Source organism: Saccharothrix longispora (assembly GCF_030852425.1).
GTDB lineage: Bacteria > Actinomycetota > Actinomycetes > Mycobacteriales > Pseudonocardiaceae > Actinosynnema > Actinosynnema longispora.
The window spans coordinates 53,853-76,421 of the sequence record NZ_NSDM01000007.1; the positions used below are offsets into that span (position 1 = coordinate 53,853).

Annotated in this window: 18 protein-coding genes and 1 pseudogene; 7 read left to right on the plus strand and 12 right to left on the minus strand. The window is 74.0% G+C overall.

Annotation, left to right across the window (positions count from 1 at the left end; all coding sequences use genetic code 11):
* Positions 1-62: 62 nt before the first annotated feature.
* From CKY47_RS17345 to CKY47_RS17365, 5 genes are all read right to left on the minus strand, one after another.
* Positions 63-419 (minus strand): hypothetical protein, encoded by a 357-nt coding sequence (locus CKY47_RS17345; RefSeq protein ID WP_306746881.1) that lies wholly within the window; start codon positions 417-419, stop codon positions 63-65.
* Positions 420-613: 194 nt separating this feature from the next.
* A complete protein-coding gene (locus CKY47_RS17350) occupies positions 614-1,387 on the minus strand; it encodes a GntR family transcriptional regulator (RefSeq protein ID WP_306746882.1) in 774 nt (257 codons plus the stop codon).
* A gap of 58 nt (positions 1,388-1,445) precedes the next feature.
* Entirely contained in the window at positions 1,446-2,273 is an 828-nt protein-coding gene (locus CKY47_RS17355) for a glutamate ABC transporter substrate-binding protein (RefSeq protein WP_306746883.1), read from the minus strand.
* A gap of 143 nt (positions 2,274-2,416) precedes the next feature.
* A complete protein-coding gene (locus tag CKY47_RS17360) occupies positions 2,417-5,104 on the minus strand; it encodes a bifunctional acetate--CoA ligase family protein/GNAT family N-acetyltransferase (RefSeq protein WP_306746884.1) in 2,688 nt (895 codons plus the stop codon).
* A 2-nt stretch (positions 5,105-5,106) separates the two neighbouring features.
* On the minus strand, positions 5,107-6,294 hold the full coding sequence (locus tag CKY47_RS17365; protein ID WP_306746885.1) for an acetoin utilization protein AcuC: 1,188 nt from the start codon (positions 6,292-6,294) through the stop codon (positions 5,107-5,109).
* A 162-nt stretch (positions 6,295-6,456) separates the two neighbouring features.
* Here CKY47_RS17365 and CKY47_RS17370 point away from each other — a divergent pair, with 162 nt between their 5' ends.
* Positions 6,457-7,071 carry a hypothetical protein gene (locus tag CKY47_RS17370; protein WP_306746886.1) on the plus strand — a complete coding sequence of 205 codons (615 nt, stop codon included), beginning with the start codon at positions 6,457-6,459 and terminating at the stop codon, positions 7,069-7,071.
* Between the two features lie 42 nt (positions 7,072-7,113).
* Here the strand turns inward: CKY47_RS17370 and CKY47_RS17375 are convergent, their stop codons facing one another.
* On the minus strand, positions 7,114-7,959 hold the full coding sequence (locus tag CKY47_RS17375) for a sulfurtransferase (RefSeq protein ID WP_306746887.1): 846 nt from the start codon (positions 7,957-7,959) through the stop codon (positions 7,114-7,116).
* 61 nt (positions 7,960-8,020) lie between these two features.
* On the opposite strand from CKY47_RS17375, the gene CKY47_RS17380 reads away from it, so the two are divergent.
* From CKY47_RS17380 to CKY47_RS17395, 4 genes are read left to right on the plus strand one after another with little or no spacing between them, the layout of a single operon-like run.
* Positions 8,021-8,713, plus strand: a complete 693-nt coding sequence (locus CKY47_RS17380; protein ID WP_306746888.1) for an iron-dependent transcriptional repressor DtxR — start codon at positions 8,021-8,023, stop codon at positions 8,711-8,713.
* Positions 8,710-9,912, plus strand: coding sequence for a galactokinase (gene galK / locus CKY47_RS17385; RefSeq protein WP_306746889.1), 1,203 nt, complete (start codon positions 8,710-8,712; stop codon positions 9,910-9,912). Before CKY47_RS17380 ends, galK begins: the two co-directional genes overlap by 4 nt.
* A 50-nt stretch (positions 9,913-9,962) precedes the next feature.
* A complete protein-coding gene (gene galE / locus CKY47_RS17390) occupies positions 9,963-10,940 on the plus strand; it encodes a UDP-glucose 4-epimerase GalE (protein WP_306746890.1) in 978 nt (325 codons plus the stop codon).
* Positions 10,940-12,988: a S9 family peptidase gene (locus CKY47_RS17395; RefSeq protein ID WP_306746891.1), complete on the plus strand. Its 2,049-nt coding sequence runs from the start codon at positions 10,940-10,942 to the stop codon at positions 12,986-12,988. The genes galE and CKY47_RS17395 overlap by 1 nt, the downstream gene beginning before the upstream one ends.
* Positions 12,989-13,103: 115 nt before the next feature.
* On the opposite strand, the gene CKY47_RS17400 is transcribed toward CKY47_RS17395, so the two are convergent.
* The 3 genes from CKY47_RS17400 to CKY47_RS17410 form a co-directional block, all read right to left on the minus strand.
* Positions 13,104-14,168 (minus strand): DUF4192 domain-containing protein, encoded by a 1,065-nt coding sequence (locus CKY47_RS17400; protein ID WP_306746892.1) that lies wholly within the window; start codon positions 14,166-14,168, stop codon positions 13,104-13,106.
* A gap of 114 nt (positions 14,169-14,282) precedes the next feature.
* Positions 14,283-15,053, minus strand: a complete 771-nt coding sequence (locus tag CKY47_RS17405; protein ID WP_306746893.1) for a peptidoglycan DD-metalloendopeptidase family protein — start codon at positions 15,051-15,053, stop codon at positions 14,283-14,285.
* A 105-nt stretch (positions 15,054-15,158) separates the two neighbouring features.
* Entirely contained in the window at positions 15,159-17,006 is a 1,848-nt protein-coding gene (locus tag CKY47_RS17410; protein WP_306746894.1) for a Xaa-Pro dipeptidyl-peptidase, read from the minus strand.
* A 159-nt stretch (positions 17,007-17,165) separates the two neighbouring features.
* On the opposite strand from CKY47_RS17410, the pseudogene add reads away from it, so the two are divergent.
* A pseudogene (add, locus tag CKY47_RS17415) lies at positions 17,166-19,414 on the plus strand (adenosine deaminase).
* Here add and CKY47_RS17420 read toward each other — a convergent pair.
* On the minus strand, positions 19,402-20,034 hold the full coding sequence (locus CKY47_RS17420) for an endonuclease V (protein ID WP_306746895.1): 633 nt from the start codon (positions 20,032-20,034) through the stop codon (positions 19,402-19,404). The pseudogene add and the gene CKY47_RS17420 overlap by 13 nt on opposite strands.
* A complete protein-coding gene (locus CKY47_RS17425; RefSeq protein WP_371320687.1) occupies positions 20,031-20,969 on the minus strand; it encodes a DUF3500 domain-containing protein in 939 nt (312 codons plus the stop codon). The genes CKY47_RS17420 and CKY47_RS17425 overlap by 4 nt, the downstream gene beginning before the upstream one ends.
* 129 nt (positions 20,970-21,098) lie before the next feature.
* Here CKY47_RS17425 and CKY47_RS17430 point away from each other — a divergent pair, with 129 nt between their 5' ends.
* Positions 21,099-21,875 (plus strand): arylamine N-acetyltransferase family protein, encoded by a 777-nt coding sequence (locus CKY47_RS17430; RefSeq protein ID WP_306746897.1) that lies wholly within the window; start codon positions 21,099-21,101, stop codon positions 21,873-21,875.
* Here CKY47_RS17430 and CKY47_RS17435 read toward each other — a convergent pair.
* Entirely contained in the window at positions 21,859-22,509 is a 651-nt protein-coding gene (locus CKY47_RS17435) for a maleylpyruvate isomerase family mycothiol-dependent enzyme (RefSeq protein ID WP_306746898.1), read from the minus strand. The genes CKY47_RS17430 and CKY47_RS17435 overlap by 17 nt on opposite strands.
* Positions 22,510-22,569 lie beyond the last annotated feature (60 nt).

Sequence of the window (22,569 nt, forward strand, 5' to 3'; positions counted from 1 at the left end):
CGCCGCAGCCTGAAACGATCTCCCCGTTGTGCGTCTGGCGACCCAGGTGCACAACGGGTGTTTCAGTTTCCGGCCCCCGGCAGTTCCCGCCCCCAGCCGGGCAGCTCCCGGATCTCCACCTCCAGGACGTCGACCTCGTCGTCGATCGCCTCGTCGAGCATCCGGTCGAGCAGTTCCCGGCAGTCGACCGACGCCACCCCGAACCGGGGCACCAGCTCCCACCACACGGCGGGGTTGCCCCAGAACGAGCCGGAGCCCTGGTCGACGCCCTCCAGGCACCGCAGCGCCGGGTCGTCGTCGGCCATCCTCCGCACGTGGTCGATGAACCGGGCGAGCGCGTTGGGGTTCAGCACCGGCACGGCGCCGTAGCCGCGCAGGCAGTCCTCCAGCTCGGCCAGGAACTCTTCCTTGAACGTCACGGCGCCACCCCCGGTCCGTCCCGCGCCGTCGCGGGTGAGGGGCACTCGCGTCCCCGTGGCCGTTCACGGTACCTCCGCGGGGCTCTCGGAAGTTCCTGCCGACGGGCGGTTCGCGAGCGGTGCGGCCGACGCGCCCCGGGAGGAATATTCGCGCCCGGGCGGCCATCGGCAGTCCACAGTGGACCAAAGGACCGTCATTCCGAGCGCAGTCGGGCCATGAAGCTGAAGCGGTCGCCCCGGTAGAGCGAGCGGACCCGCTCGATCGGGTTGCCGTCGTCGTCGTGGGACACGCGGTGCAGCAGCAGCATCGGCAGCGCCGGGTTCGTGCCGATCAGCAGCGCCTCGCGCGGCGTGGCCAGCACGGTCTCCACCCGCTCCTCGGCCTCGGCGAACACCACGCCGAGCCGCTCCCGCAGGCACGCGTACAGCGACGTGGTCGGGTCGAACACGTCGAGCAGCGTCGGGAACCGCGCCGCCGACAGGTAGGTCGACTCCAGGCCGACCCGCTCGTCGTCGGCCAGCAGCACCCGCTCCAGGTGGACCACCACGTCACCGCGCTCCACCCGCAGGTCGCGCGCCAGCACCTCGTCCGCGGGCAGGTGCTCGACGGTGATCACGCTGCGCGCCGGGGCGACGCCCTGCCGCCGCATGCCGTCGGTGTAGCTGACCAGCGACAGCGGCTGCACCAGCTTGGGCGGCGCGACGAACGTGCCGCTGCCCTGGCGGCGCAGCAGCTTGCCCTCCAGCACCAGCTCGCCGATCGCCTGGCGCAGGGTCACCCGCGACACGGAGAAGCGCTCGGCGAGGTCCCGCTCCGACGGCAGCGCGGAGCCCTCCCCCAGCGCGTCCACCAACCAGAGCAGCTCGGTCTTGACCGCGTAGTAGCGCGGTATCCGACCGTGCTCGGGGATGCCCGCGCGAACGGGGCCGTCCGCGCGGTACTGGGGCACGAAATGCGATGCGGGCACACCTCGAGCCTACGCAGGTGCGCGCGCCGGTCGGACCGCTGACGGAGTGGGTCGCAGATCACCCACCGAGCTTCGGCGGCTCCGGGATGGCGTAACCCGAGTCGCCCACGTTGGCCTCCAGCGACCTGCGCCACTCGCCGGAGTCCATCATCTTCCGGACGGCCTCCGTCACCTTCGCCTTGCTGGTGGGATCGCCCTTCCGCATGCCGATGCCGTAGCGCTCCTCGCTGAACGGCTTGCCCACGACCCGCAGCAGCTCGGGGTTCTGCGCGGCGTACCCGGCGAGGATCACGTCGTCGGTCGTCATGGTGTCGACCTGCTCGGCCAGCAGGGCGGTGACGCAATCGCTGAAGTTGGGGTACTCGACCAGTTCGACGGACTGGGCGAACCGGTCGCGCACGAACTGGGCCGACGTGGTGTTGGCGACCGAGCACAGCCGCAGCCCGTCGAGCGATTCCGGCCCGGTGATCCGGACGTCGGTCATCCGCACCAGCAGGTCCTGCCCCGCCCGGAAGTACGGACCCACGAAGTCGATGACCTCCTCGCGCTTCTCGGTGATGGAGTAACTGGAGACCACCAGGTCGACCTTGCCCTCCGTGAGCAACTTCTCGCGCTCCGAAGGCAATGCCTCGGTGAACGTTATCCCGGATTCCTCCACACCGAGTTCCTTCGCCACGTAGCGGGCGACGTCGACGTCGAAGCCGCGGAACGTGCCGTCGAGCCGGCGGAGGCCGAGTCCGGGCTGGTCGTAGGCGACGGCGATGGTCAACCTGCCGGAACCGCTCGCCTTGCCGGCGACGGTCGTGTCGTCACCGGTGGAGCACGAAATGAGGACAAGCGCGGCGGAACACGTCGCCACGAGGGCGCGCAACGGTGCCAGAGCCATTCTTCCCCTTGTCAGGAGCTTCCTCGGGATGGACGGAACCTAGGCGCGGAAAAGGATTCCGTCCATAGGCCGAAGAAGACAAGCCGCACCGGATCGGTCAAGCGTGACGTTCGTGCAACGACGTCGTGTCGCGGGCGACGGCGTCAGCGCACCCCGCCGGGCGAGCGCAACCGGCGCGGACCGGTGTCGTGCCGGGACGGCGGCGGACCGAGCGTGACGCGCGCGCTGCTGACGTAGGCGCCCGCCGCGCTGGCCAGGACCGGCTCCAGGGCCAGCTCCCGCACCTCGGGCAGGTCCTCGGCGAGCGCGGCGAGCCGGAGCACGAGGTCCTGCAGCGCGGGCAGGTCCGCGGGCTCGTCACCGCGGTAGCCCGCCAGCAGCGGCGCGGCCTTGGGCGCACGCACCAGCGCCGCCGCGTCCGCGTCGGTCAGCGGCACGGCCCGGTACGCGCGATCCCCCAGGAGGTCGCTGACCAGACCCGACAGCCCGAACGAGACCAGCGTGCCGAACGACGGGTCGTCCTGGAGGCCCAGCACGCAGGAGATCCCCTTGGGCGCCATCCGCTGCACGTAGACGTCCCGCTGGTCGGAGACCTCGGCGAGCATCGCGTACGCGCTGCGCACGGCCTCCTCGGCGGACAGGTCCAGCCGCACGCCGAGCAGGTCGGTGCGGTGCCGCAGCCGGTCGTCGGTCGACTTGAGCGCCACCGGGTAGCCCAGCTCCTCCGCCGCGCGCACCGCGTCGTCGGCCGAGCCGACCACGCGGAACGGCACGACCTCCACGCCGTAGCAGGCCAGCAGGCGAACGGCGGTGTCGTCGTCCACCCGGACCTCCCCGACCTCGTCCAGGCGCAGCGATCCGACCAGCGCCTGCGCCGCCTCGCGGTCGGTGCCCCCGGGGCGGGTGAAGCGGCCCTGCGGCGCGGACCGCCACCGCGCGTACCGGGTGACCCGGGCCAGGGCGAGCACGGCGCGCTCCGGGCTCGGGTAGGACGGCACGGAGCCGCGGCCGGGCGCGCCGTCGGGACCGGGCACGGCCAACTCGTCCGGCACGCCCTCCACGGCGAGGAACGTGGAGGCGATGGGCTTGGTGGCGTTGTCCCGGACGACGTCGCGCAGCGCGCGGGCGAACGCGGCGCCGGGCACCGCCAGCGGCGGCACGAACACCACGACCAGGGCGTCCGCGTCGGGGTTGTCCAGGGCGTCCCGCACCGCCGCGGCGAACGCCTCCGGTCCCGCCTGCGAGCCCACGTCCACCGGGTCGCAGGCCAGCTCCAGCCCCTGCGCCAGGGCGGTGTCTGCGGCGAGCAGCCCGATGGCGGTGGAGTTGCCGACCACGGCCACCCGGGGCCCGGCGGGCAGCGGCTGGTGCGCGAGCAGCAGGGCGGTGTCGAACAGTTGGGCCAGCGACTCCACCCGGATCACGCCCGCCTGCTCGAACAGCGCCTGCACGCTCGCCTCGTCCACCGGCACGGAGGTCGCGGCGAGCGCCGGCGTGACGGCGTGCCGGCCGGACTTCACGGCCACGATCGGCTTGGTGCGGCCGAGCCGGCGGGCCAGCCGGGCGAACTTGCGCGGGTTGCCGAACGACTCCAGGTACAGCAGCACCACGTCCGTCGCCGGGTCGGTCTCCCAGTACTGGAGCAGGTCGTTGCCGGACACGTCGGCGCGGTTGCCCGCCGAGACGAACGTGGACAGGCCGAGGCCGCGCTCGGCGGCGGTCGCCAGGATCGCGGTGCCCAGGGCGCCCGACTGGCAGAAGAACCCGGTGCGGCCGGCGACCGGCAGCGTGGGGGCGAGCGTGGCGTTCAGCCGCACGGCCGCGTCGGTGTTGAGCACGCCCAGGGCGTTCGGGCCGACGACGCGCATGCCGTGGGCGCGGGCCTCGACGGTGAGCCTGCGCTCGGCGCTCAGCCCGGACTCCCCCGTCTCGCCGAACCCCGACGTGACCACGACCAGCGCCTTGACCCCCTTCGCGAGGCAGGCGTCCATGACGTCGTCGACCCGCGCGGCGGGCACGGCGACCACGGCCAGGTCCACGTCGTCGGGGATGTCCAGCACCGACGGGTAGGCGCGCACGCCCCGCACGGACCGGTGCTCGGCGTTGACCGGGTACACCGGGCCGCTGAAGTCGCCGGTCAGCAGGTTCGCCAGCACCGCGTGGCCGATCTTGGTCCGGTCCGTGGACGCGCCGATCACCGCGACCGACCGGGGGTGCAGCAGGTTGTGCACGCTGCGCGCCTCGGCGGCCTGCTCGCGGGCGCGGGCCACCTCCAGCGACTCCTCGGTGGGGTCGATGTCGAACTCCAGGTGCAGCACGCCCTCCTCGAAGGCGCGGCTGACCTTGTAGCCCGCGTCCCGGAAGACCCGCACCATCTTGCCGTTCTCGGCCAGCACCTCGGCGGTGAACCGGCTCAGCCCGCGTTCGCGCGCGGCGGCGGCCAGGTGCTCCAGCAGGATCGAGCCGAGCCCGCGGCCCTGGTGCGCGTCCTCGACGACGAACGCCACCTCGGCCGAACCCCCGCCGCCGAGCCGGTCGTAGCGGCCCACGGCGACGATGTCGTCGCCGAGCAGCGCGGTGAACGCGACGCGGTCCACGTGGTCCACGGTGCTGAAGCGGACGAGGTCCCGCCTGGGCATGCGCGGGTAGGGACCGAAGTAGCGGAAGTAGCGGGTCCGCTCGGACAGCCTGCCGTGGAAGGCGAGCAACTTCTCGGCGTCGTCCGGCGTGATCGGGCGCAGGTGGACCGTGCCGCCGTCGCTGAGCACGACGTCGGCCTCCCAGTGCCGCGGGTAGTCGTACGGGTCCGGAGCGGTCGCGGTCTCGTCCACGGTCAGTCCCTGGGGTCGTCGGGGTCCAGGCCGTGCAGCGGGAACAGCGCCCGCCGCGTGTCGCGGACCGCGACGTCCACGGGGGTGTCGACCTCACCGCCCCACGGGGTGAAGCCGGTCTCGGAGCCGTCGGACATCGACGACGGCAGCGGCCGGTTCGGGTCGAGCCGCGAGGCGTGCGCGACCCAGTCCGCGGGCAGTGGCGCGTTCGGCTCGACGTCCCGGTCCAGCACGGTGGCCAGCAGGTGCGTCCAGCTGCGGGGCACCACGCGCAGCAGCTCGTACCCGCCGCCGCCCAGCGCGAGCCACTTGCCGCCCGCCACCTCCACGGCCAGGTCCCGCAGCCGCCGGTACACGGCGCGGTGGCCGTCGACGGTGAGCGCCAGGTCTGCCAGCGGGTCCTCGCGGTGCGTGTCCACACCGCACTGGGTGACCAGCAGCTGCGGCCGGAACGCCCGCAGCAGGGCGGGCACGGTCGCCTCGAACGCCCGCAGCCACGCCGCGTCGCCGGTGCCCGGCGGCAGGGCCAGGTTGACGCTCGTGCCCTCGGCCCCGGGACCGCCCAGCTCGGCGGGGCGACCGGTGCCGGGCCACAGGCTCAGCGGGTTCTGGTGCAGCGAGACGGTGAGCACGCGCGGGTCGTCGTAGAACGCGGCCTGCACGCCGTCGCCGTGGTGCACGTCGGTGTCGACGTAGGCGATCCGCTCGAAGCCCTGGTCGAGCAGCCACGAGATGGCCACCGCGCAGTCGTTGTAGACGCAGAACCCGGCCGCGTGGTCGCGCATGGCGTGGTGCAGGCCGCCCGCGATGCTCACGGCCCGGTCCGCCTCGCCCGAGGCGATCTTCCGCGCGGCGGTCAGCGAACCACCCACGACCAGCGCGGACGCCTCGTGCATGCGGTCGAACACGGGGTTGTCGGCGGTGCCCAGGCCGTGCCCCACGTCCCAGCCCGCCAGGGGCGCGGCGCGCACGGCGTTGAGGTAGGACGGCTCGTGGACGCGTTCGATCTCGGCCTCGGCGGCGGCCTCGGCCGGGATCAGGTCCACGCCGTCCAGCACGCCGAGCGAGGTGGCCAGCCGGACGGTGAGGTCCAGCCGCACGGGGTTGAGCGGGTGGTCGCCGCCCAGGTCGTAGCCCAGGAAGGACTCGTCCCAGACGACTGCGGCTTTCCTGCCCCTGTCCGCGTCCATGCCCGAAACCTAACCCAGGGCGCCTGCCGGCGTGTGATCACAGGTTGGTCGCCCTGCACGTGGGGCCGCACCGGGTGCACTTAGAGTCTCGCGTGACGAGGCGGGCAGGATTGCGGCCATCGAGGATGGAACCCCGCACGTCGGAACGAGGTCATAGACGACATGCACCTGCGACGAGTCCCCGCCCTGACGGCCGCGTTGGCCCTGGCGCTCACGCTCGGCCTCTCCGCGTGCGCCACCACGGTCACGGGCAAGCCGGTGGCCGCCGCCGGTGGTGGTTCGGCCGCGGAGAAGACCACCTCCGGCAAGCCCTCCTCGACCAGGACGAGCGCCGCCCAGCCGACCGCGTCGCGCGCGCCGGAGACGTCGGGCAAGAAGCCGAGCGGTGACGTGAAGATCGCCACCAGGAAGAAGACCGAGGGCTACGAGGACTGCGACATCCTCGCGCCCGAGGACGTCGCCGCGGCCGTCGGCGCCGCGAAGGGCGGCGAGAAGGGCTGCGTGCAGAGCACCGAGGACCCGTTCGCGGTGGTGCTGTTCATGGTGACGTTCGCCGAGTACGAGGGCCAGGCGCGGACCATCGAGGTCGGCGGCAACACCGCGTACGAGGTGAAGGAGAGCGGCGGCGACTGCTCCGTGATCGTGATGCTGACCGACGACCCGGACGAGATCACCCCGGCGTTCCTGGCCAGCGTGACCCCGATCGACGAGATCGACCCGTGCGCCATCGCCCTCAAGCTGGCCACGAAGGGGTTCGAGAAGATCCCCAACGCCTGACCGCAGGTCCGACGCCCGGGTCCCGGGCGTCGGACTCCAGGGTCAGGGGGTGTCGCCCGTCGCGGCGGGGCGGGGCGGGTCGTTCGACCACTCCGACCACGAGCCGGGGTACAGCGGCGCCGGGGCGTCCGCCGCGGTGACCCCCGCCACCTCCAGCGCCAGCACGACCGAACTGGCCGTCACGCCCGAGCCGCAGTAGGCCGCCACCGGTGTGCCGCCGGTCACGCCGAGGCCCGCGAACCGCTCGGCCAGCGCGTCCGCGCCGAGCCAGCGTCCCCCGGACGTGTGGCCCGAGGTGGGCGCGTTCAACGCGCCGGGGATGTGCCCGGCCCGCGGGTCCACCGGCTCGACCTCGCCGCGGTACCGCTCGGGCGCGCGGGCGTCGAGCAGCGCGCCGCTCCGCGCGAACCCGGCGGCCTCGTCTGCGGTCAGCGTCGGCATCGCGCCGGGGCGCACGGTGATGTCGCCCGGCTCCGGCGAGGGGGTGTCGGCGGTCACCGGGCGGCCCTCCGCGGTCCACGCCGCGAACCCGCCGTCCAGGACCGCCACTTCCGGGTGGTCCGACCAGCGCAGCAACCACCAGGCGCGCGCGGCGACCGACCCGTCGGCGTCGTCGTACACCACGACCGGGTGACCTTCGCGGACGCCGGCCGACCGCAGCACGGCCTGGAGCGCGGCCGGTCCCGGCAGCGGGTGCCGCCCGCCGGCGCCGGGCGGCGCGGCCAGCTCGGCGTCCAGGTCGAGGTGGACCGCGCCGGGAACGTGCCCGACCTCGTAGTCTTGACGTCCCGGAGGTCCGCCCAACCGCCAGCGGACGTCGAGCACGACCGGGGGGTGCGCGCTGTCCAGCGCGGACGCCAGGTCTTCGGTGCTGATCAGTGGATGCACGGCACCATCCTGCACCCGTGACCGGCCGACTAGCATTGACGCCATACGAAGGGGAGCGGGTGTGAACGACCTCATCGACACCACGGAGATGTACCTCCGCACGATCTACGAGCTCGAAGAGGAGGGCGTGGTCCCTCTGCGCGCCCGCATCGCCGAGCGGCTGGGCCAGAGCGGTCCGACGGTGAGCCAGACCGTCGGGCGGATGGAGCGCGACGGCCTCGTGGTCGTCGCCGACGACCGCCACCTCGAACTCACCGAGCAGGGGCGCAACCTGGCCGTCGCGGTCATGCGCAAGCACCGGCTCGCCGAACGCCTCCTCGTCGACGTCATCGGCCTGGAGTGGGAGCACGTGCACAGCGAGGCGTGCCGCTGGGAGCACGTCATGAGCGAGGCGGTCGAGCGCAAGCTGGTCAAGCTGCTCGGCAACCCCACCACCTCGCCGTACGGCAACCCGATCCCCGGTCTGGACAAGTTGGGCGACGGCGAGCCCGCGCCGCCCGCCGAGGCGGACCTGGTGCGCATCGACGAGGTGGCCCGCCGCGGTGGCGGTCACGTCGAGGTGCGCCGCATCGCCGAGCACGTGCAGCTCGACCCGGACCTGATGGCCGAGCTGAAGGCGGCCGGCGTGGTGCCGGGCGGCACGGTCGAGGTCGACTCGATGGGCGGCGCCCGGCTCGTGCAGGTGCGCGGCAACGGCACGACCGCCGAACTGGACCCCGCCGTGGCGCACGCCGTGCTGGTGCAGGCCCGGTGACGCCCGGTCCCACCTCCGGTCCGCGGGCATCGGGTCGCCCGGCGCCCGCGGAGCGCGCGTCCGCGGCGTTCGAGCGGCTGCACGGGACCGCCCCGGCGGGCGTGTGGTCCGCGCCCGGCCGGGTGAACCTGATCGGGGAGCACACGGACTACAACGACGGCTTCGTGCTGCCGTTCGCGCTGCCGCACCGGACGGCGGTGGCCGCGGCGGCGCGCGACGACGGCGTGCTGCGGGTGGCGACGCTCGGTGACGACGGCGGCGCGCAGCGGGCGGAGCCCATCGCGGTCGCCGACCTGGCGCCCGGCCTGGTCGACGGCTGGGCGGCGTACCCGGCCGGGGTGGCGTGGGTGCTGCGCGAGCAGGGCCTGACGGGCGGGGCGGACCTGGTGATCGCGGGCGACGTGCCGGCGGGCGCGGGCCTGTCCTCCTCGCACGCGCTGGAGTGCGCGGTCGCGCTCGCGCTGCTGGGCCTGGCCGACCACCCGGCCGACGACCTCCAGCAGGTGGCGCGCTGGGTGCAGCGCGCCGAGAACGACTTCGCGGGCGCCCCCACGGGCCTGCTGGACCAGACCGCGTCGCTGTGCTGCACCGAGGCGCACGTGCTGTTCCTGGACGTGCGCTCGTTCGCGGCCGAGCAGGTGCCGTTCGACGCCTCCGCGCACGGCCTGGAGGTGCTGGTGGTGGACACGCGGTCGAGCCACTCGCACACCGACGGTGGCTACGGCGCGCGCCGGTCCGGCTGCGAGGAGGCGGCCGGGCTGCTGGGCCTGCCCGCGCTGCGCGACCTGCCCGTCGCCGAGCTGGACGGCGCGCTGGAGCGGCTGCCCGGACACCTGCGGCCGCTCGTGCGGCACGTGGTCACCGAGAACGAGCGGGTGCTGGCGGCGGTGGAGCTGCTGCGCGCCGACCGGCTCGCCGAGCTGGGTCCGCTGCTGGACGCGTCGCACGCGTCGCTGCGCGACGACTACCGGGTGTCGGCGCCGGAGCTGGACGCGGCCGTGGACGCCGCCGTGGACGCCGGCGCGCTGGGCGCCCGCATGGTCGGCGGCGGGTTCGGCGGCTCGGCCATCGCGCTGGTGCCCGTCGAGCGGCACGACGGGGTCGTGGCCGCGGTGCTCGACGCGTTCGCCCGCAAGGGCTGGACCACCCCCAGGACGTTCACCGCCGTGCCCTCCGCGGGCGCGGGCCGCGACGCCTGAGGCGGCGCGGGTTTGCGGGTCATCATCGAGGAGAAGGCGGGGTCGGCAGGGTGAGGTTGCTCGTCACGGGCGGTGCCGGGTACGTGGGCAGCGTGTGCGCGGCCAGGTTGGCGGAATCCGGTCACGAGGTGGTGGTGCTCGACGACCTGTCCGCCGGGCACGCGGACGCGGTGCCCGACGGCGTCCGGCTGGTCGAGGCGGGCATCGACGAGGCGATCGGCGACGTGCTCGCCGGCGGCGTCGACGGGGCCCCCTTCGACGGCGTGCTGCACTTCGCGGCCAAGTCGCTCGTCGGGGAGTCCATGCAGGACCCCGCCAAGTACTGGCACGGCAACGTGGTCAGCTCGGTGCGGCTGCTGGACGCGATGCGCGAGCACGGCACGCCCCGGCTCGTGTTCTCCTCCACCGCCGCGACCTACGGCGAGCCGGAGCAGGTGCCGGTCTCGGAGAGCGCGCCGACCCGGCCCACGAACACCTACGGCGCGACGAAGCTCGCCGTCGACCACGCCATCACCTCCTACGCCGCCGCGCACGGCCTGGCCGCCGTGTCGCTGCGCTACTTCAACGTGGCGGGCGCGTACGGGCGGTTCGGGGAGCGGCACGGCACCGAGACCCACCTGATCCCCCTGGTGCTCCAGGTGGCGCTCGGGCAGCGCGAGCGCATCCAGGTGTACGGCGAGGACTGGCCCACCGAGGACGGCACGTGCGTGCGCGACTACATCCACGTGGTGGACCTCGCCGACGCGCACCAACTGGCCCTGGAGCACGCGGTGGCGGGCGAGCACCGGATCTACAACCTCGGCAACGGCCTGGGTTTCTCGGTCAGGCAGGTCGTCGAGGCGTGCCGTGAGGTGACCGGCCACCCGATCCCGACCGCCTTGGCGCCCCGGCGCGCGGGCGACCCGGCGGTGCTCGTGGCCTCCAGCGAGAAGGCCCGCACCGAGCTGGGCTGGAAGCCGGAGCGCGTTGACCTGACCGGCATCGTGAGCGACGCGTGGGAGTTCACCCGGTCACTACGGGGGGTGTGATGACGGGCACGATCACCGAGGCCGGGTTCGGGGACCTGACCTCGTACAACGGCATGCCGCGACTGTCCTCGCTGGCGCTGTCCCCGGACGGCGCGAGGCTCGTCGCGGTGGTGTCGGAGCTCTCCCCCGACGGCAAGGCGTGGCAGGGCGCGCTGTGGGAGGTCGACCCGGCCGGCGAACGGCCGGCGCGGCGGTTGACCCGCGGGGCCAAGGGCGAGGGCGCGCCCGCGTTCACGCCCGACGGCGGGCTGCTGTTCGTCTCGGCGCGGCCCGACCAGGAGGCCGCGCCGGCCGACGGCAAGCAGAAGGACAAGGCGGCGCTGTGGCTGCTGCCACCGACCGGCGAGGCCCGTGAGCTGTACCGGCCCGCCGGCGGCGTGGCCGAGTTCGCGGTGGCGCGGGAGGCGGGCACCGTGCTGCTGGCGGCGGGCGCGCACCCCGGCGTCGGGTTCGGCGAGCAGGACGAGGAGCTGCGCAAGGCCCGTGAGGACGCCGGCGTGACGGCGATCCTGCACGAGTCCTACCCGATCCGGTACTGGGACGCCGACCTCGGCCCCGGCTTCCCGCGGCTGCTGACCACCACGACCCCGGTCGGCGTGGACAGCTCGCGCCTCGACCAGGCCGCGGACCTGGTCGACCTGACGCCCGGGGCGGCGGCGCGGTTGGACGACTCGCCCGCGATCAGCCCGGACGGCCGGTGGGTCGTGCACACCGAGCGGGTCGAGGTGAGCGCCGCCTACGGTTCGCGGGTGCGGCTGCGGCTGTCCGCCGCGGACGGCTCGTCGAGCCGCGTGCTGGCCGACCGCGAGGGCCACTCGTTCCTCCAGCCGGTGTTCCTGCCCGACTCGTCGGGTGTGGTCGCGGTGCGCGCGTTCGACTCGACGCCCGACGAGCCGTGGACCAACACCCTGGTCCGCATCCCGCTCGACGGGGACGTGGTGGACCTCGCCGCGGACTTCCCGGAGGAGCCGGACCACCCGGTGGTGAGCCCGGACGGCTCGGCGCTGTACTTCACCAGCAGCCACCGCGGCCACCAGCCGATCTGGAAGCTCGACCTGGCCTCCGGCGAGGTCGTGAAGCTGACCGCGTCCGGCGCGTACACCGACGTGCGGGTCAGCCCCGACGGCGCCTCGGTCTACGCGCTGCGCAGCGCCTGGGACCACCCGCCGCAGCCGGTGCGGCTGTCGGCGTCGGGCGTGGACCAGGAGGCGGTGGCGCTGCCCGCGCCCGGCGCGGTCGAGTCGCTGCCCGGCACGGTGACCGAGGTCGAGACCGCGGTCGCCGACGGGCGGACCGTGCGGGCCTGGCTGGTGCTGCCCACCGGCGCCTCGGCCGACCGGCCCGCGCCGCTGCTGCTGTGGGTGCACGGCGGGCCGGTGATGAGCTGGAGCGGGTGGAGCTGGCGCTGGAACCCGTGGCTGATGGCGGCGCGCGGGTACGCCGTGCTGCTGCCGGACCCGGCGCTGTCCACCGGCTACGGGTACGACTTCGTGCGCGCCGGCTGGGGTTCGTGGGGCGCCAAGCCGTACACGGACCTGATGGCGATCACCGACGTCGCCGTGGGGCGCGACGACATCGACGAGAGCCGCACGGCCGCCATGGGCGGGTCGTTCGGCGGGTACATGGCGAACTGGATCGCCACCCGGACCGACCGGTTCAAGGCGATCGTGGCGCACGCGTCGCTGTGGCACCTGGACGCGTTCACCGGGACCACGGACGACTCGTACTACTGGATCCGCGAGATGGGCGACCCCCTGGCGCAGGACGAGCGGGTGCGCGCGAACTCGCCGCACCTGCGGGTGGCGGACGTCAGGACGCCCGTGCTCGTGATCCACGGCGACAAGGACTACCGGGTCCCGATCGGCGAGGGTCAGCGGTTGTACTTCGACCTCGTGCGGCACGGCGTGCCCGCGAAGTTCCTGTACTTCCCGAGCGAGAACCACTGGATCCTCACGCCGGGCAACTCGAAGGTCTGGTACGAGACGGTCTTCGCGTTCCTCGCCGAGCACGTGCTCGGCGAGGAGTGGGTGCGCCCGGACCTCGTCTGAGCCGCCGTGCCGCGGCCGGGGCGGCCCAGGCGCAGCCGGCCCGGCCGCGGCACCGCTGCCGGGCCGGGCGATCACCCGCCCTGCGCGCGCCCTCCCCGGCGGTGAGGACCCCGGGTCAGGTCGCCTCCCCGGCGGGTGGGCTCGGTGGTGCGGTCGGCGGGAACGCGCGAGGGGGCGGGTCGGGGTCGGCGGCGTGGTCGGCCAGTCGGCGCAGGGTTTCCGGGGGCAGTGCGGTGTCCAGGGCAGCCCTCAGCAGTCCGCTGAGGCGGTGGCCCGGGTGGGCTTGTTCGGCGCGGTCCAGGGCCAGCGCGGCCAGGGTGCCCAGGCCCCTCAGGTAGGCGGAGAAGGCCAGGAGGGTCGCCGGTTCCGCCCGTTCCGGGGCAGGGCAGGCCCGGGTCAGCTCCAGCCACAGGTTCTCGGCGCCGCGGGCGTGTTCGCCGGTGCAGTGGGCCAGGCCGGCGTCGCGCACCCACGGGTTGGACAGGGCGTGGGCCAGGTCGGCCACCTCCTCGTCGGTCAGGGGGCGCTTCCTGGTCGCGGCCCGGACCACCTCCGCCCGCACCAGGTCCCGGTGGCGGGCCTGGAGGGCGGCGTCGGTGGGCGGGGCCGGGTCGGTGGCACGGCGGTCCAGCAGCCTGGCCCGGCGTGCCAGGACCTCCGGCGGGTCGGGGGTCAGCAGTTCGGCCATCGCGGCGCGGCTGGCGAAGGTCACGAAGCCCTCGGCCGCCGAGGTGGCGGCCAGGGTCGTGGCCGCCGGGTCGGGGACGGTGCCGCGGGTGGCCGCGTCGTGGTAGTCGAACCAGGGTTCGCCGGCGGCGGTGGCGGCGGTCCACACCGCCAGCACGAGGGGCACTCCCACCGCGTGCAGGGCGTCGTCCAGCTCGTCCACCAACTGGTCCTGCGGCAGGTCCTCGGGCGGGTCGCCGGAGCCGCCGCCCACCACCACCGCCACGGCGTTGGCCCGGTGGCAGCGCGCCAGGGGCGCCAGCAGCCGGTCGACGACGGCGCGCACCCGGTCCGGCGGGGGCAGGTCGGTCCGGAGCGTCACGGCGACGGAGGTGCCCTCCAGTGCCAGCAGCACCAGCGAGTCGACGGGGTGGAAGCCCAGCAGGTGCGGCACGGCGGCGATCAGGTCGCCCGGGTCGTGGATGCGGGGCGTGGGCAGCAGGTCGTTGGTCATGCCACGACTGTGGAGGAGAACGGCCGGCCGCGGCGGGCGGAGGCGGCCGCCTGTGGACAACTCGGGAACGGCCGCTCCCGCGGGGTGCGGGAGCGGCCGGCGACCCGGGGGGACTCAGCAGTTCGGGGCTACTCGACCGTCCGAACCTGTGTACACGTAGGCGTCGGAGACGTAACCGGACCCGATCTTGTCCCACAGGTTGGTGGTGCCGTACTTGCCGGTGACCGTCTGACCGGTCGTCTGGCAGCTGATGGTCACGGACGCGCCGTTCGCGACCGAGCCGACCGCCGCGTACGTCGTGCCGGGGCCCGAGCGGATGGTCACCGAGGCGCCGCTGTCGGTGCCGATGGTGCCGGTCGCACCGCTGGTGCCGCACGAGTTGCGGCTGGTGTAGCTGCGGCTGCCCCAGTAGAAGATCTGCGTCCCGTTGAACTTGATCTTCTGGTCGGCGCCGTTGAGCCGCTGTTCGTAGTGCAGGTGGGGGCCGCTGGAGCCGCCCGTCGTGCCGACGTCGCCGATGCGCTGGCCGATGCGCACGCTCTGGCCGACGCTGACCCGCTGCACGGACAGGTGCGCGTACCGGGTGCGCCAGCCGGCGCCGTGGTCGATCTCGATCCACCGGCCGTAGCTGGTGCTGCCCTCGTTCGCCACCCGCGTCACGGTGCCGCCCGCCGACGCGACGACGGGGTCGCCGTCGTCGTTGGCCCGGTTGAAGTCCACCGAGTTGGCGGGGCTGTGGTTGGTGCGGGTCTGGCCCTCCCACACCTGGTTGCACGGGAACGGCAACTGGAAGTTCGGTGCTGCGGCGGCCTCGCCCTGCACGAGGGCGAGACCGATCAGCGGGGCGACCAGGGTCGTGACCAACGCGCGCCTGGCTCGGCTCATCTGCCACCTCCTTGACGACTGGGTGTGGGGATACGACCACACCCAGTCGCCAAGTGGAAGACTTACCAAGTAGCGACTTCGTGAATTACTTCCTGACCACGTGGATTATCCGACCGAACGGCGCAACGCCTGCGTCCCCCCGACCACCGGCAGTTCGACCGTCGTCGAGGTCAGGTCGATCGACAGCCCGGCACCCGGCGCCGGGCGCAGCGTGTAGTCGTAGTCGGACGAGATCAGCACGAACTCGACGCTGTGGCCGGCCGGGACCACGTAGTCGTTCGGCTCCAGCTCCACCTCGACCTTGTACCGCTCACCGGGGGTGATGGCCTTGGTCCTGGACGGCGACGTGCGGTTCTGCGGGTCGGTCCAGCCCCGCGTGATGATGTGCGACGTGCCGTCCGGCGCGCGGTCCACCAGCAGCGCGGTCACGTTGGCCGCCGGCCGGTCGAACGAGATCGCCAGGTCGACGCGGGCCGTGCCGGAGAAGCGCAGCGGCTCCGAGGCGGGCCGGGTCGCGTACGACAGCCGGTTGACCGAGGCCGGCGCGTCGACCAGGTCCTCCGGCAGCACGGACGCGTCGTCGCGCAGGGACTCGACCACGGGGCGGCCGGGGACCTGCTGCAACCGCAGCGCGCCCTTGGTCGGACCGCCCGCCCACGGGTGCACCCGGGCCTTGGCCGTGCCCGGCGCGGGCCACTCGGCCTCGTCCGTCCACGTCACCTTGTCCTCGCGCTGGATCGTGGACTTCGGCTCCCGCTCCACGCCGTTGTCGATGCCGTGGAGGTAGTGCGAGAACCAGCGGTTGACGGTGCGCCGCCACTCGACCGACCGCAGCGTGTCGGGGTCCGTGTGCCCGGACTGGTGCAGCCAGATCTTGTGCTCGACGCCGTTGCGCTTGAGCGCCTCGTACCACTGCGAGACCTGCTTGACCTTGACGTTCCAGTCGCTCAGGCCGTGCACCGCGAGCACCGCGGCGCGGACCTTGTGCGCGTCCTTGACGTAGTTGCGCTCGTCCCAGAACGGGCTGTAGTCGCCGGTCACCCGGTCCTGCCGCGCGGCCACGTCGGCGATGACCGGCTTGCAGACCTCCCGGTCCGCGCGGGTGTAGACGTACTCGGCCAGCACGTCGAGGTCCTCGCCCTGGAACGTGCCGGGCGCGACGACCGCGCCGTCCGCCCGGTAGTAGTCGTACCAGCTGGAGATGGCCGCGATCGGCACGATCGCCTCCAGCCCCTCCACACCGGTGGCGGCGACGGCGTTGGGCAGGGTGCCGTTGTACGACACGCCCATCATGCCGACCTTGCCGGTGGTCCACGTGGCCCTCACGTCCGCGCCCGCCGCGTCACGGGCGGTCGTGCGCCCGTTCAGCCAGTCGACCACGGATCTGGAGCCGATGGTCTCGTTGTGCCCGCCGGAGGTGGGGCAGCCCGTCGACTTGCCGGTGCCCAGGGACTCGGCGTAGACCATGGCGAAGCCGCGGGCGATGAAGTACGCCTCGTAGCGGCCGGACGTGATGGGCCCCGGGTTGGGGCCGACCGCCGCCGCGATCCGCTCGTCGGCTCGGGCCTTGAGCAGGGACCCGTCGCGCTTGTCGTAGCCGCCCTTGCGGTCGGGCACGTACAGCTCGACGTCCACGTCGTGGTTGGCCACGTCGTTGCCACCGGAGAAGTACGGGCTGTTGAAGAACACCACCGGGACCTTCAGCCCCCGGTCGGTGGCCTTCTGGCGCACCACCTCGGTGTAGACCTCGTCGTCGCGACCGTCGCGGTCGCTGTCGACCGGCGCGCGCACCCACACGCTCTCGCGCACCACGTCCTTCGGGTCGAAGACGGGTTGCGCCTCGCCCCCGACGAACACCGGGCCCTCCACCGCGGCGCCGGCCACCGCGGGCACGAGCCCCAGCGGCAGCGTCACCAGAGCCGCGACGACGGCGGCTCTCCGTGCAGCCTTCACGACCGAACCCCCATCATGCGCAGGAAAGGTTTCGGCCAGACCCTCCCCCTGCTGGACAACACCTGTCAAGGGTGTACCAAGTCCACAGTAGACAGAATGTCAACACCCCACCAACGGCCCTTGACCAGCGGCGGGAACATGTGCAGACCCGCCCGGGCCATGCGTGACCTCATCGCCGCGCTGCCCAAGGTCGAGCTGCACGTCCACCTCGTCGGGTCGGCCTCCCCCGAAACCGTCCTCACCCTCGCCCGCCGGCACCCGGAGCACGGCGTGCCGACCGACGCGGACGAGCTGCGCCGCTTCTACGAGTTCACCGGCTTCGGCCACTTCATCGAGGTCTACGACACGGTGAACGACCTGGTCACGACGGGTGAGGACGTCTCCGCGCCGGTGCTCGGCCCGGCGGAGGGGCACGCCCGGCGCAACGTCCGGTACGCCGAGGTGACGGTGAGCGCGACCAGCCACCTGCGCGCGGGCATCGCCGCGGACGAGCTGGACGAGGCGCTGACCACGAGCCGGGAGCGGGCGCGGGCGGAGCACGGCGTCGAGCCGGCCCGGGTGTTCGACGTGCCGGGCGTGTGGGACCGCGACCACGGCCTGACCAGCGCGCGGTACGCGACCGGGCACCGGCCGCCGGGCACGGTCGGCTTCGGCCTGGCCGGCTTCGAGGCGGACGCGCCGCGTCGCGCGTTCCGCGAGGCGTTCGCGCCGGCCCGGGACGCGGGCCTGCACTGCGTGCCGCACGCGGCGAGACGACCGGTCCCGACCAGGTCCGGGAAGCCCTCGACGACCTGTGCGCCGAGCGGATCGGCCACGGCATCGGTGCCGCCCGGGACCCCGAGCTGCTGCGCCGGCCGGCCGACGGGGGCGTCACGCTGGAGGTCAGCCCCACGTCGAACCTGCGCACGGGCGCGGTGCCCGACCTCGCCGACCACCCGCCGCCCCGGCTGCTGGACGCGGGGGTGCCGGTGTGCCCGGACACCGACGAGCCCGCCATGTTCCACTCCGACCTCAACGCCGAGTACCTGCCGGTGCACGAGCGGTTCGGCCTGGGCGGGAACGAGCCGGCCGACCTGGCCCGCACCGGCGTGCGGGCCTCCTTCGCGCCCGAGGGGCTCAAGCGGTCGCTGCCGGCCGAGATCGACGCGCCGACCCGCTGCCCCGGGCAGGATGGGCGCATGAGGCTGGTGATCCTGGGCGGCGGCGGGTTCCGCGTGCCGCTGGTGCACGAGGCGCTCGACGAGCGCGTCACCGACGTGGTCCTGCACGACGTGGACGCCGACCGGCTGCGCGCCGTCCGCGACGTGCTGCGCGACGGGCCGCCCGTCACCGCGACCACCGACCTGGACGAGGCGCTGACCGGCGCGGACTTCGTGTTCTCGGCGATCCGGGTGGGCGGTCTGGCGGGCCGGGCGATCGACGAGGAGGTGGCCCACGCGCACGGCGTGCTCGGCCAGGAGACCGTCGGCGCGGGCGGCGTCGCCTACGGGCTGCGCACCGCGCCGGTGGCCGACCGGATCGCCCGCCGGATCGCCGAACGCGCCCCCGGCGCGTGGGTCGTCAACTTCACCAACCCGGCGGGCCTGGTCACCGAGGTCATGGCGAAGCACCTCGGCGGGCGCGTCATCGGCATCTGCGACTCGCCGGTGGGGCTGTGCCGCCGGGTCGCGCGGGCGCTGCGCCTGGACGACCCGGTGTTCGACTACGCGGGCCTCAACCACCTCGGCTGGCTCCAGGGCGTGCGCGAGGGGGACTCCGGGAACCTGCTGCCGGCGCTGCTGGCCGACGACGCGGCGCTGGCGGGCTTCGAGGAGGGCAGGCTGTTCGGCGGCGAGTGGCTGCGCGCGCTCGGCGTGGTGCCCAACGAGTACCTGCACTACTACTACTCGACGCGCGAGGCGCTGGGCGACGACCGCGGCGCGTTCCTGCTGGCGCAGCAGCGGCGCTTCTACGCCGGCGAGGTCGACTGGGAGACCACGCGGCTGGAGCGCGAGGCGACCTACATGGCGCACGACCGCGAGGGCGAGCGGGACACGCTGGAGGGCGGCGGGTACGAGCACGTGGCCATGGCGCTCATGCGCGCCATCCGCGACGACGAGGAGACGACGCTGATCCTCAACGTGCCCAACGGCCGCACGCTGCCCACCCTGGACGCGGAGGCGATCGTCGAGGTGCCGTGCGAGGTGGACGCGCAGGGCGCCCGCCCGCTGCCGGTGAGCCCGCTGCCCGACCACGCGGCCGGGCTCGTCACGTCGGTCAAGGCGGTGGACCGGCTGGTCGCGGAGGGCACGCGCGCCGCCGCGCTCAAGGCGTTCGCGCTGCACCCGCTGGTCGACTCGGTGGCCACCGCGCGGAGCCTGCTCGACGCGTACGCCCGGCGGCACCCGGAGCTGGCCTACCTGAGGTGAGCGCGGCCGAGCGAGTCCGACCGGCGCGTGGTCTCCGGCAGCCGGTGCACGCACAGGCGCAGCACCTCGGCGCACGCCCGGTCGAGGTCGATCCGGTGCCCCACGGACACGAACACCGGCTTCACCCCGGCACGGGTGCGCAGCGCGCGGCCCACCACCTCGCCGTCGTCCACGAGGTCGCCGACCGCGCCGCGCTCCTCCCCCGGCGGGTCGAACCGGCCCATGGGCGTCTTGGCGACCCCCACGCTCGGCAGGTCGGTCAGCACGCCCACGTGGCAGGCCAGCCCGAAGCGGCGCGGGTGGGCCAGTCCCTGCCCGTCGCACACCAGCAGGTCGGGCGGCACGGTCAACGTCGCCAGCGCGTCCAGCAGCGACGGCAGCTCGCGGAACGCGAACAGGCCCGGCACGTACGGGAAGTCGGCCCGGCCGTGCACGACGGCCGAGTCGACGGTCTCCAGCGAGTCGGCGTCGAGCACCACCACGGCGGCGACCAGCCGGTCGTCGTCGGCGTAGGACACGTCCAGGCCGGCGACGTGCCGCACGACGAGGTCCGGATCGGTGGTGGTGACGACCCGCGGGCGCAGCCGCTCCTGCTCCGCGACGGCCTCCTCCGGGGTCACCCGTGCCTCACCGAGGAGTGGTGCGCGGCGAGCAGGTCCTCGCCGAAGTCGCCGGAGCGCCGCCGCCACACCGAGTGCGCGTGGTTGGCGTCGTCGGCGGTGTTGTCGTACTCGATCAGCAGCTCCGGGCCCTGGACGCGGTAGTAGTGGCCCTCGCCGCGCCGGACCGGGCCCTCCCACGCGAAGTGCAGGCGGTCGAGGTCGAGCGCGTCGAACTCCTCGTCGGCGAGGTCGCCGTGCAGCCGGTCGAGGTAGTAGCGGACCAGGCCCACGAGCAGGCCGCGGGAGGCGCGGTCGAGCTGCGCGACGGTCACGCCGGCGGGTTCCAGGTCGCCGACGCGGCGCGCGTTGCCGGTCCTCAGGTCCGGTGGCGGCCGGTCCGCGACCACGGCGAGGCCGCGCGCGGTGGGTCCCATCCGGTCGAGCAGCTCGCGGGCCAGCTCCTCCTCCAGCCGCAGCGGCTGGAGGACCGTGCGACCGCGGTAGGTGGTGCGGGCGGGGTTCGCGCCGAGGAAGAACGGGGTGGCCGACACGCGCCCGTCCGCGACGACCACGCTCACCGAGAGGTGGTGCCCCTCGACCCGCCACCCGTAGGGGTCGTCACCGGGCTCGCCCAGCAGCACGGTCCAGTAGTCGCCCTGGTGGCGGTCGCGGTGGCCGCCCTCGCGGTCGTCGAGCACGTCCTCCAGCGCCATGACCGCCGCGGCCTGGGCGTAGGCGTGCGGGCTGAGCACGCAGGACAGCAGGCGGTGCACGGCCTTGCGCTGGTCGCGGTCCAGCGCGCCGTGGACCACGCCCGGCCGTTCCCCCGGCGTGTACGCCCACCGCGTGCGCAGGTCGTCGTCGGTGACCGGGCGCACCGCTTCGGCGCGGCGGGCCCCGTCGAGGGTGGCCAGGAAGCCTCGCGTGGCCTCGGCGATCTCGTGCAGCACCACCCGAACCTATCTGCCGGAGGTCGGGTGCGGCACCGTGACCTGCGCAGCGGCGGGAAGCCGTGCCTCCGGGCACGAAGGCGGAGGTCCGCCGGGGGCCGCGGTGATCGTTCCGGCTGGGATGCTGGCCCGGTGTGGAATGGCGATCTGATCGATCTCGACGCGTACTTCGACCGCCTCGGCCTGACCCCCGGGCCCGGTGGGGACCCGGAGTCCCTGCTCCGCCTGCTGCACCGGGCGCACCTGGCCGCCATCTGCTTCGAGAACGCCGACGTGCGCGACGGCGTGCCGATCGGGCTGGACGTGCCGTCGTTGCAGGACAAGCTGGTGCGGCGGCGGCGCGGCGGGTGGTGCTTCGAGCAGAACCTGCTGTTCGCCGCGGTGCTCGAACGGCTCGGCCACCAGGTGACCGGCATGGCGGCGCGCGTGCTGCTGGGGCGTTCGGGAGACATCCCGCGCACGCACGCCCTGCTGCGCGTGGACGGCCGCTGGCTGGCCGACGTCGGGTTCGGCGGCGGCGGGCTGCTCACCCCGTTGCCGCTGGTCCCCGACGTGGTGGTGCGGCAGGGCGACTGGGCGTTCCGGCTCGACCACCGCGACGGCGTGTGGACGCTGCACTCGTCGCAGGGCGGTGGGTGGACGACGCTGTACGACTTCACCGAGGACCCTCGCACGCCCGCCGACTACGAGGTCCTCAACCACTACCTGGCCACCCACCCGAAGTCCGTGTTCCTCGGCAGGCTGGTGGTGCAGCGCACCGACGAGCACGCCCGCCACTCGATCACCGACCGCGTCCTGACCGAGGCGCGGCCGGACGGCTCGGTCGTCAAGCGGGAGCTGACGGCCGACGAGCTGACCACCACCCTGCGCGAGGACTTCGGGTTGGAGCTGCCTACGGCCAGGGCTTGAGCTCGGGCAGCTCACCGCTGATCGCGCCCGCCGGTTCACGGCCGGCCAGCCACGCGACGAGGTCGTCGGGGGAGCCGGTGAGCCGGATCTCGGCGCCCTCGCCGATCGTCCACTCGCGATCGCCGGCGACGAGCACGAGCCGCGTGCCGTCGGGCACCCGCGCCGCGAGGAAGTCGACGGCGTGCGCGTGGAACTCCGGTGACCACGTCACGGGGCCGAGGTCGAGGTCGCGGGCGTGGATCTCGACCTCGCGCCACAGCGCGTACGCCGTGCCGGTGAGCGTGCCGTCGCGGTAGAGGACCGGGGTCTCCCAGTCGCGGACGCCGGCCCACGCCTTGGTCAGCCGTTCGACGGCGTCCGCGAGCACCGCCCGGTGCTCCGCCGCCGAACGGCCCGCGCCCGCCTCGATCGCGGCGTCCCGCGCGGGGCGCCCGCCGGGGTAGACCTCGACCCGGGTGCCCTCGTGCTCGGCCTGGCCCGCGAGGCCGACCGTCACGCCCGCGAGGTGCGCCAGCACGTGCCCCCTGGTCCAGCCGGGCAGCGCCGACGGCTCGGCGACCTGCTCGTCGGTCAGGTCCTCGATGAGCGCGGCCAGCCCGCGGTGGGCGTCGAGCGCGTTCTCCTGGATCGTCACCGGAACTCCCCCTAATGGTTCCTCAGGTCAAAGCCGTTAGGAACGTACCACTAGACTCGC

Excerpts from the sequence above, each read along its gene's own strand:
- CKY47_RS17365 (WP_306746885.1), bottom strand. The coding sequence starts at position 6,294 with ATGGACGCGGACAGGGGCAGGAAAGCCGCAGTCGTCTGGGACGAGTCC.
- CKY47_RS17370 (WP_306746886.1), top strand. The coding sequence starts at position 6,457 with ATGCACCTGCGACGAGTCCCCGCCCTGACGGCCGCGTTGGCCCTGGCG.
- CKY47_RS17400 (WP_306746892.1), bottom strand. The coding sequence starts at position 14,168 with ATGACCAACGACCTGCTGCCCACGCCCCGCATCCACGACCCGGGCGAC.
- CKY47_RS17405 (WP_306746893.1), bottom strand. The coding sequence starts at position 15,053 with ATGAGCCGAGCCAGGCGCGCGTTGGTCACGACCCTGGTCGCCCCGCTG.
- CKY47_RS17355 (WP_306746883.1), bottom strand. The coding sequence starts at position 2,273 with ATGGCTCTGGCACCGTTGCGCGCCCTCGTGGCGACGTGTTCCGCCGCG.
- CKY47_RS17395 (WP_306746891.1), top strand. The coding sequence starts at position 10,940 with ATGACGGGCACGATCACCGAGGCCGGGTTCGGGGACCTGACCTCGTAC.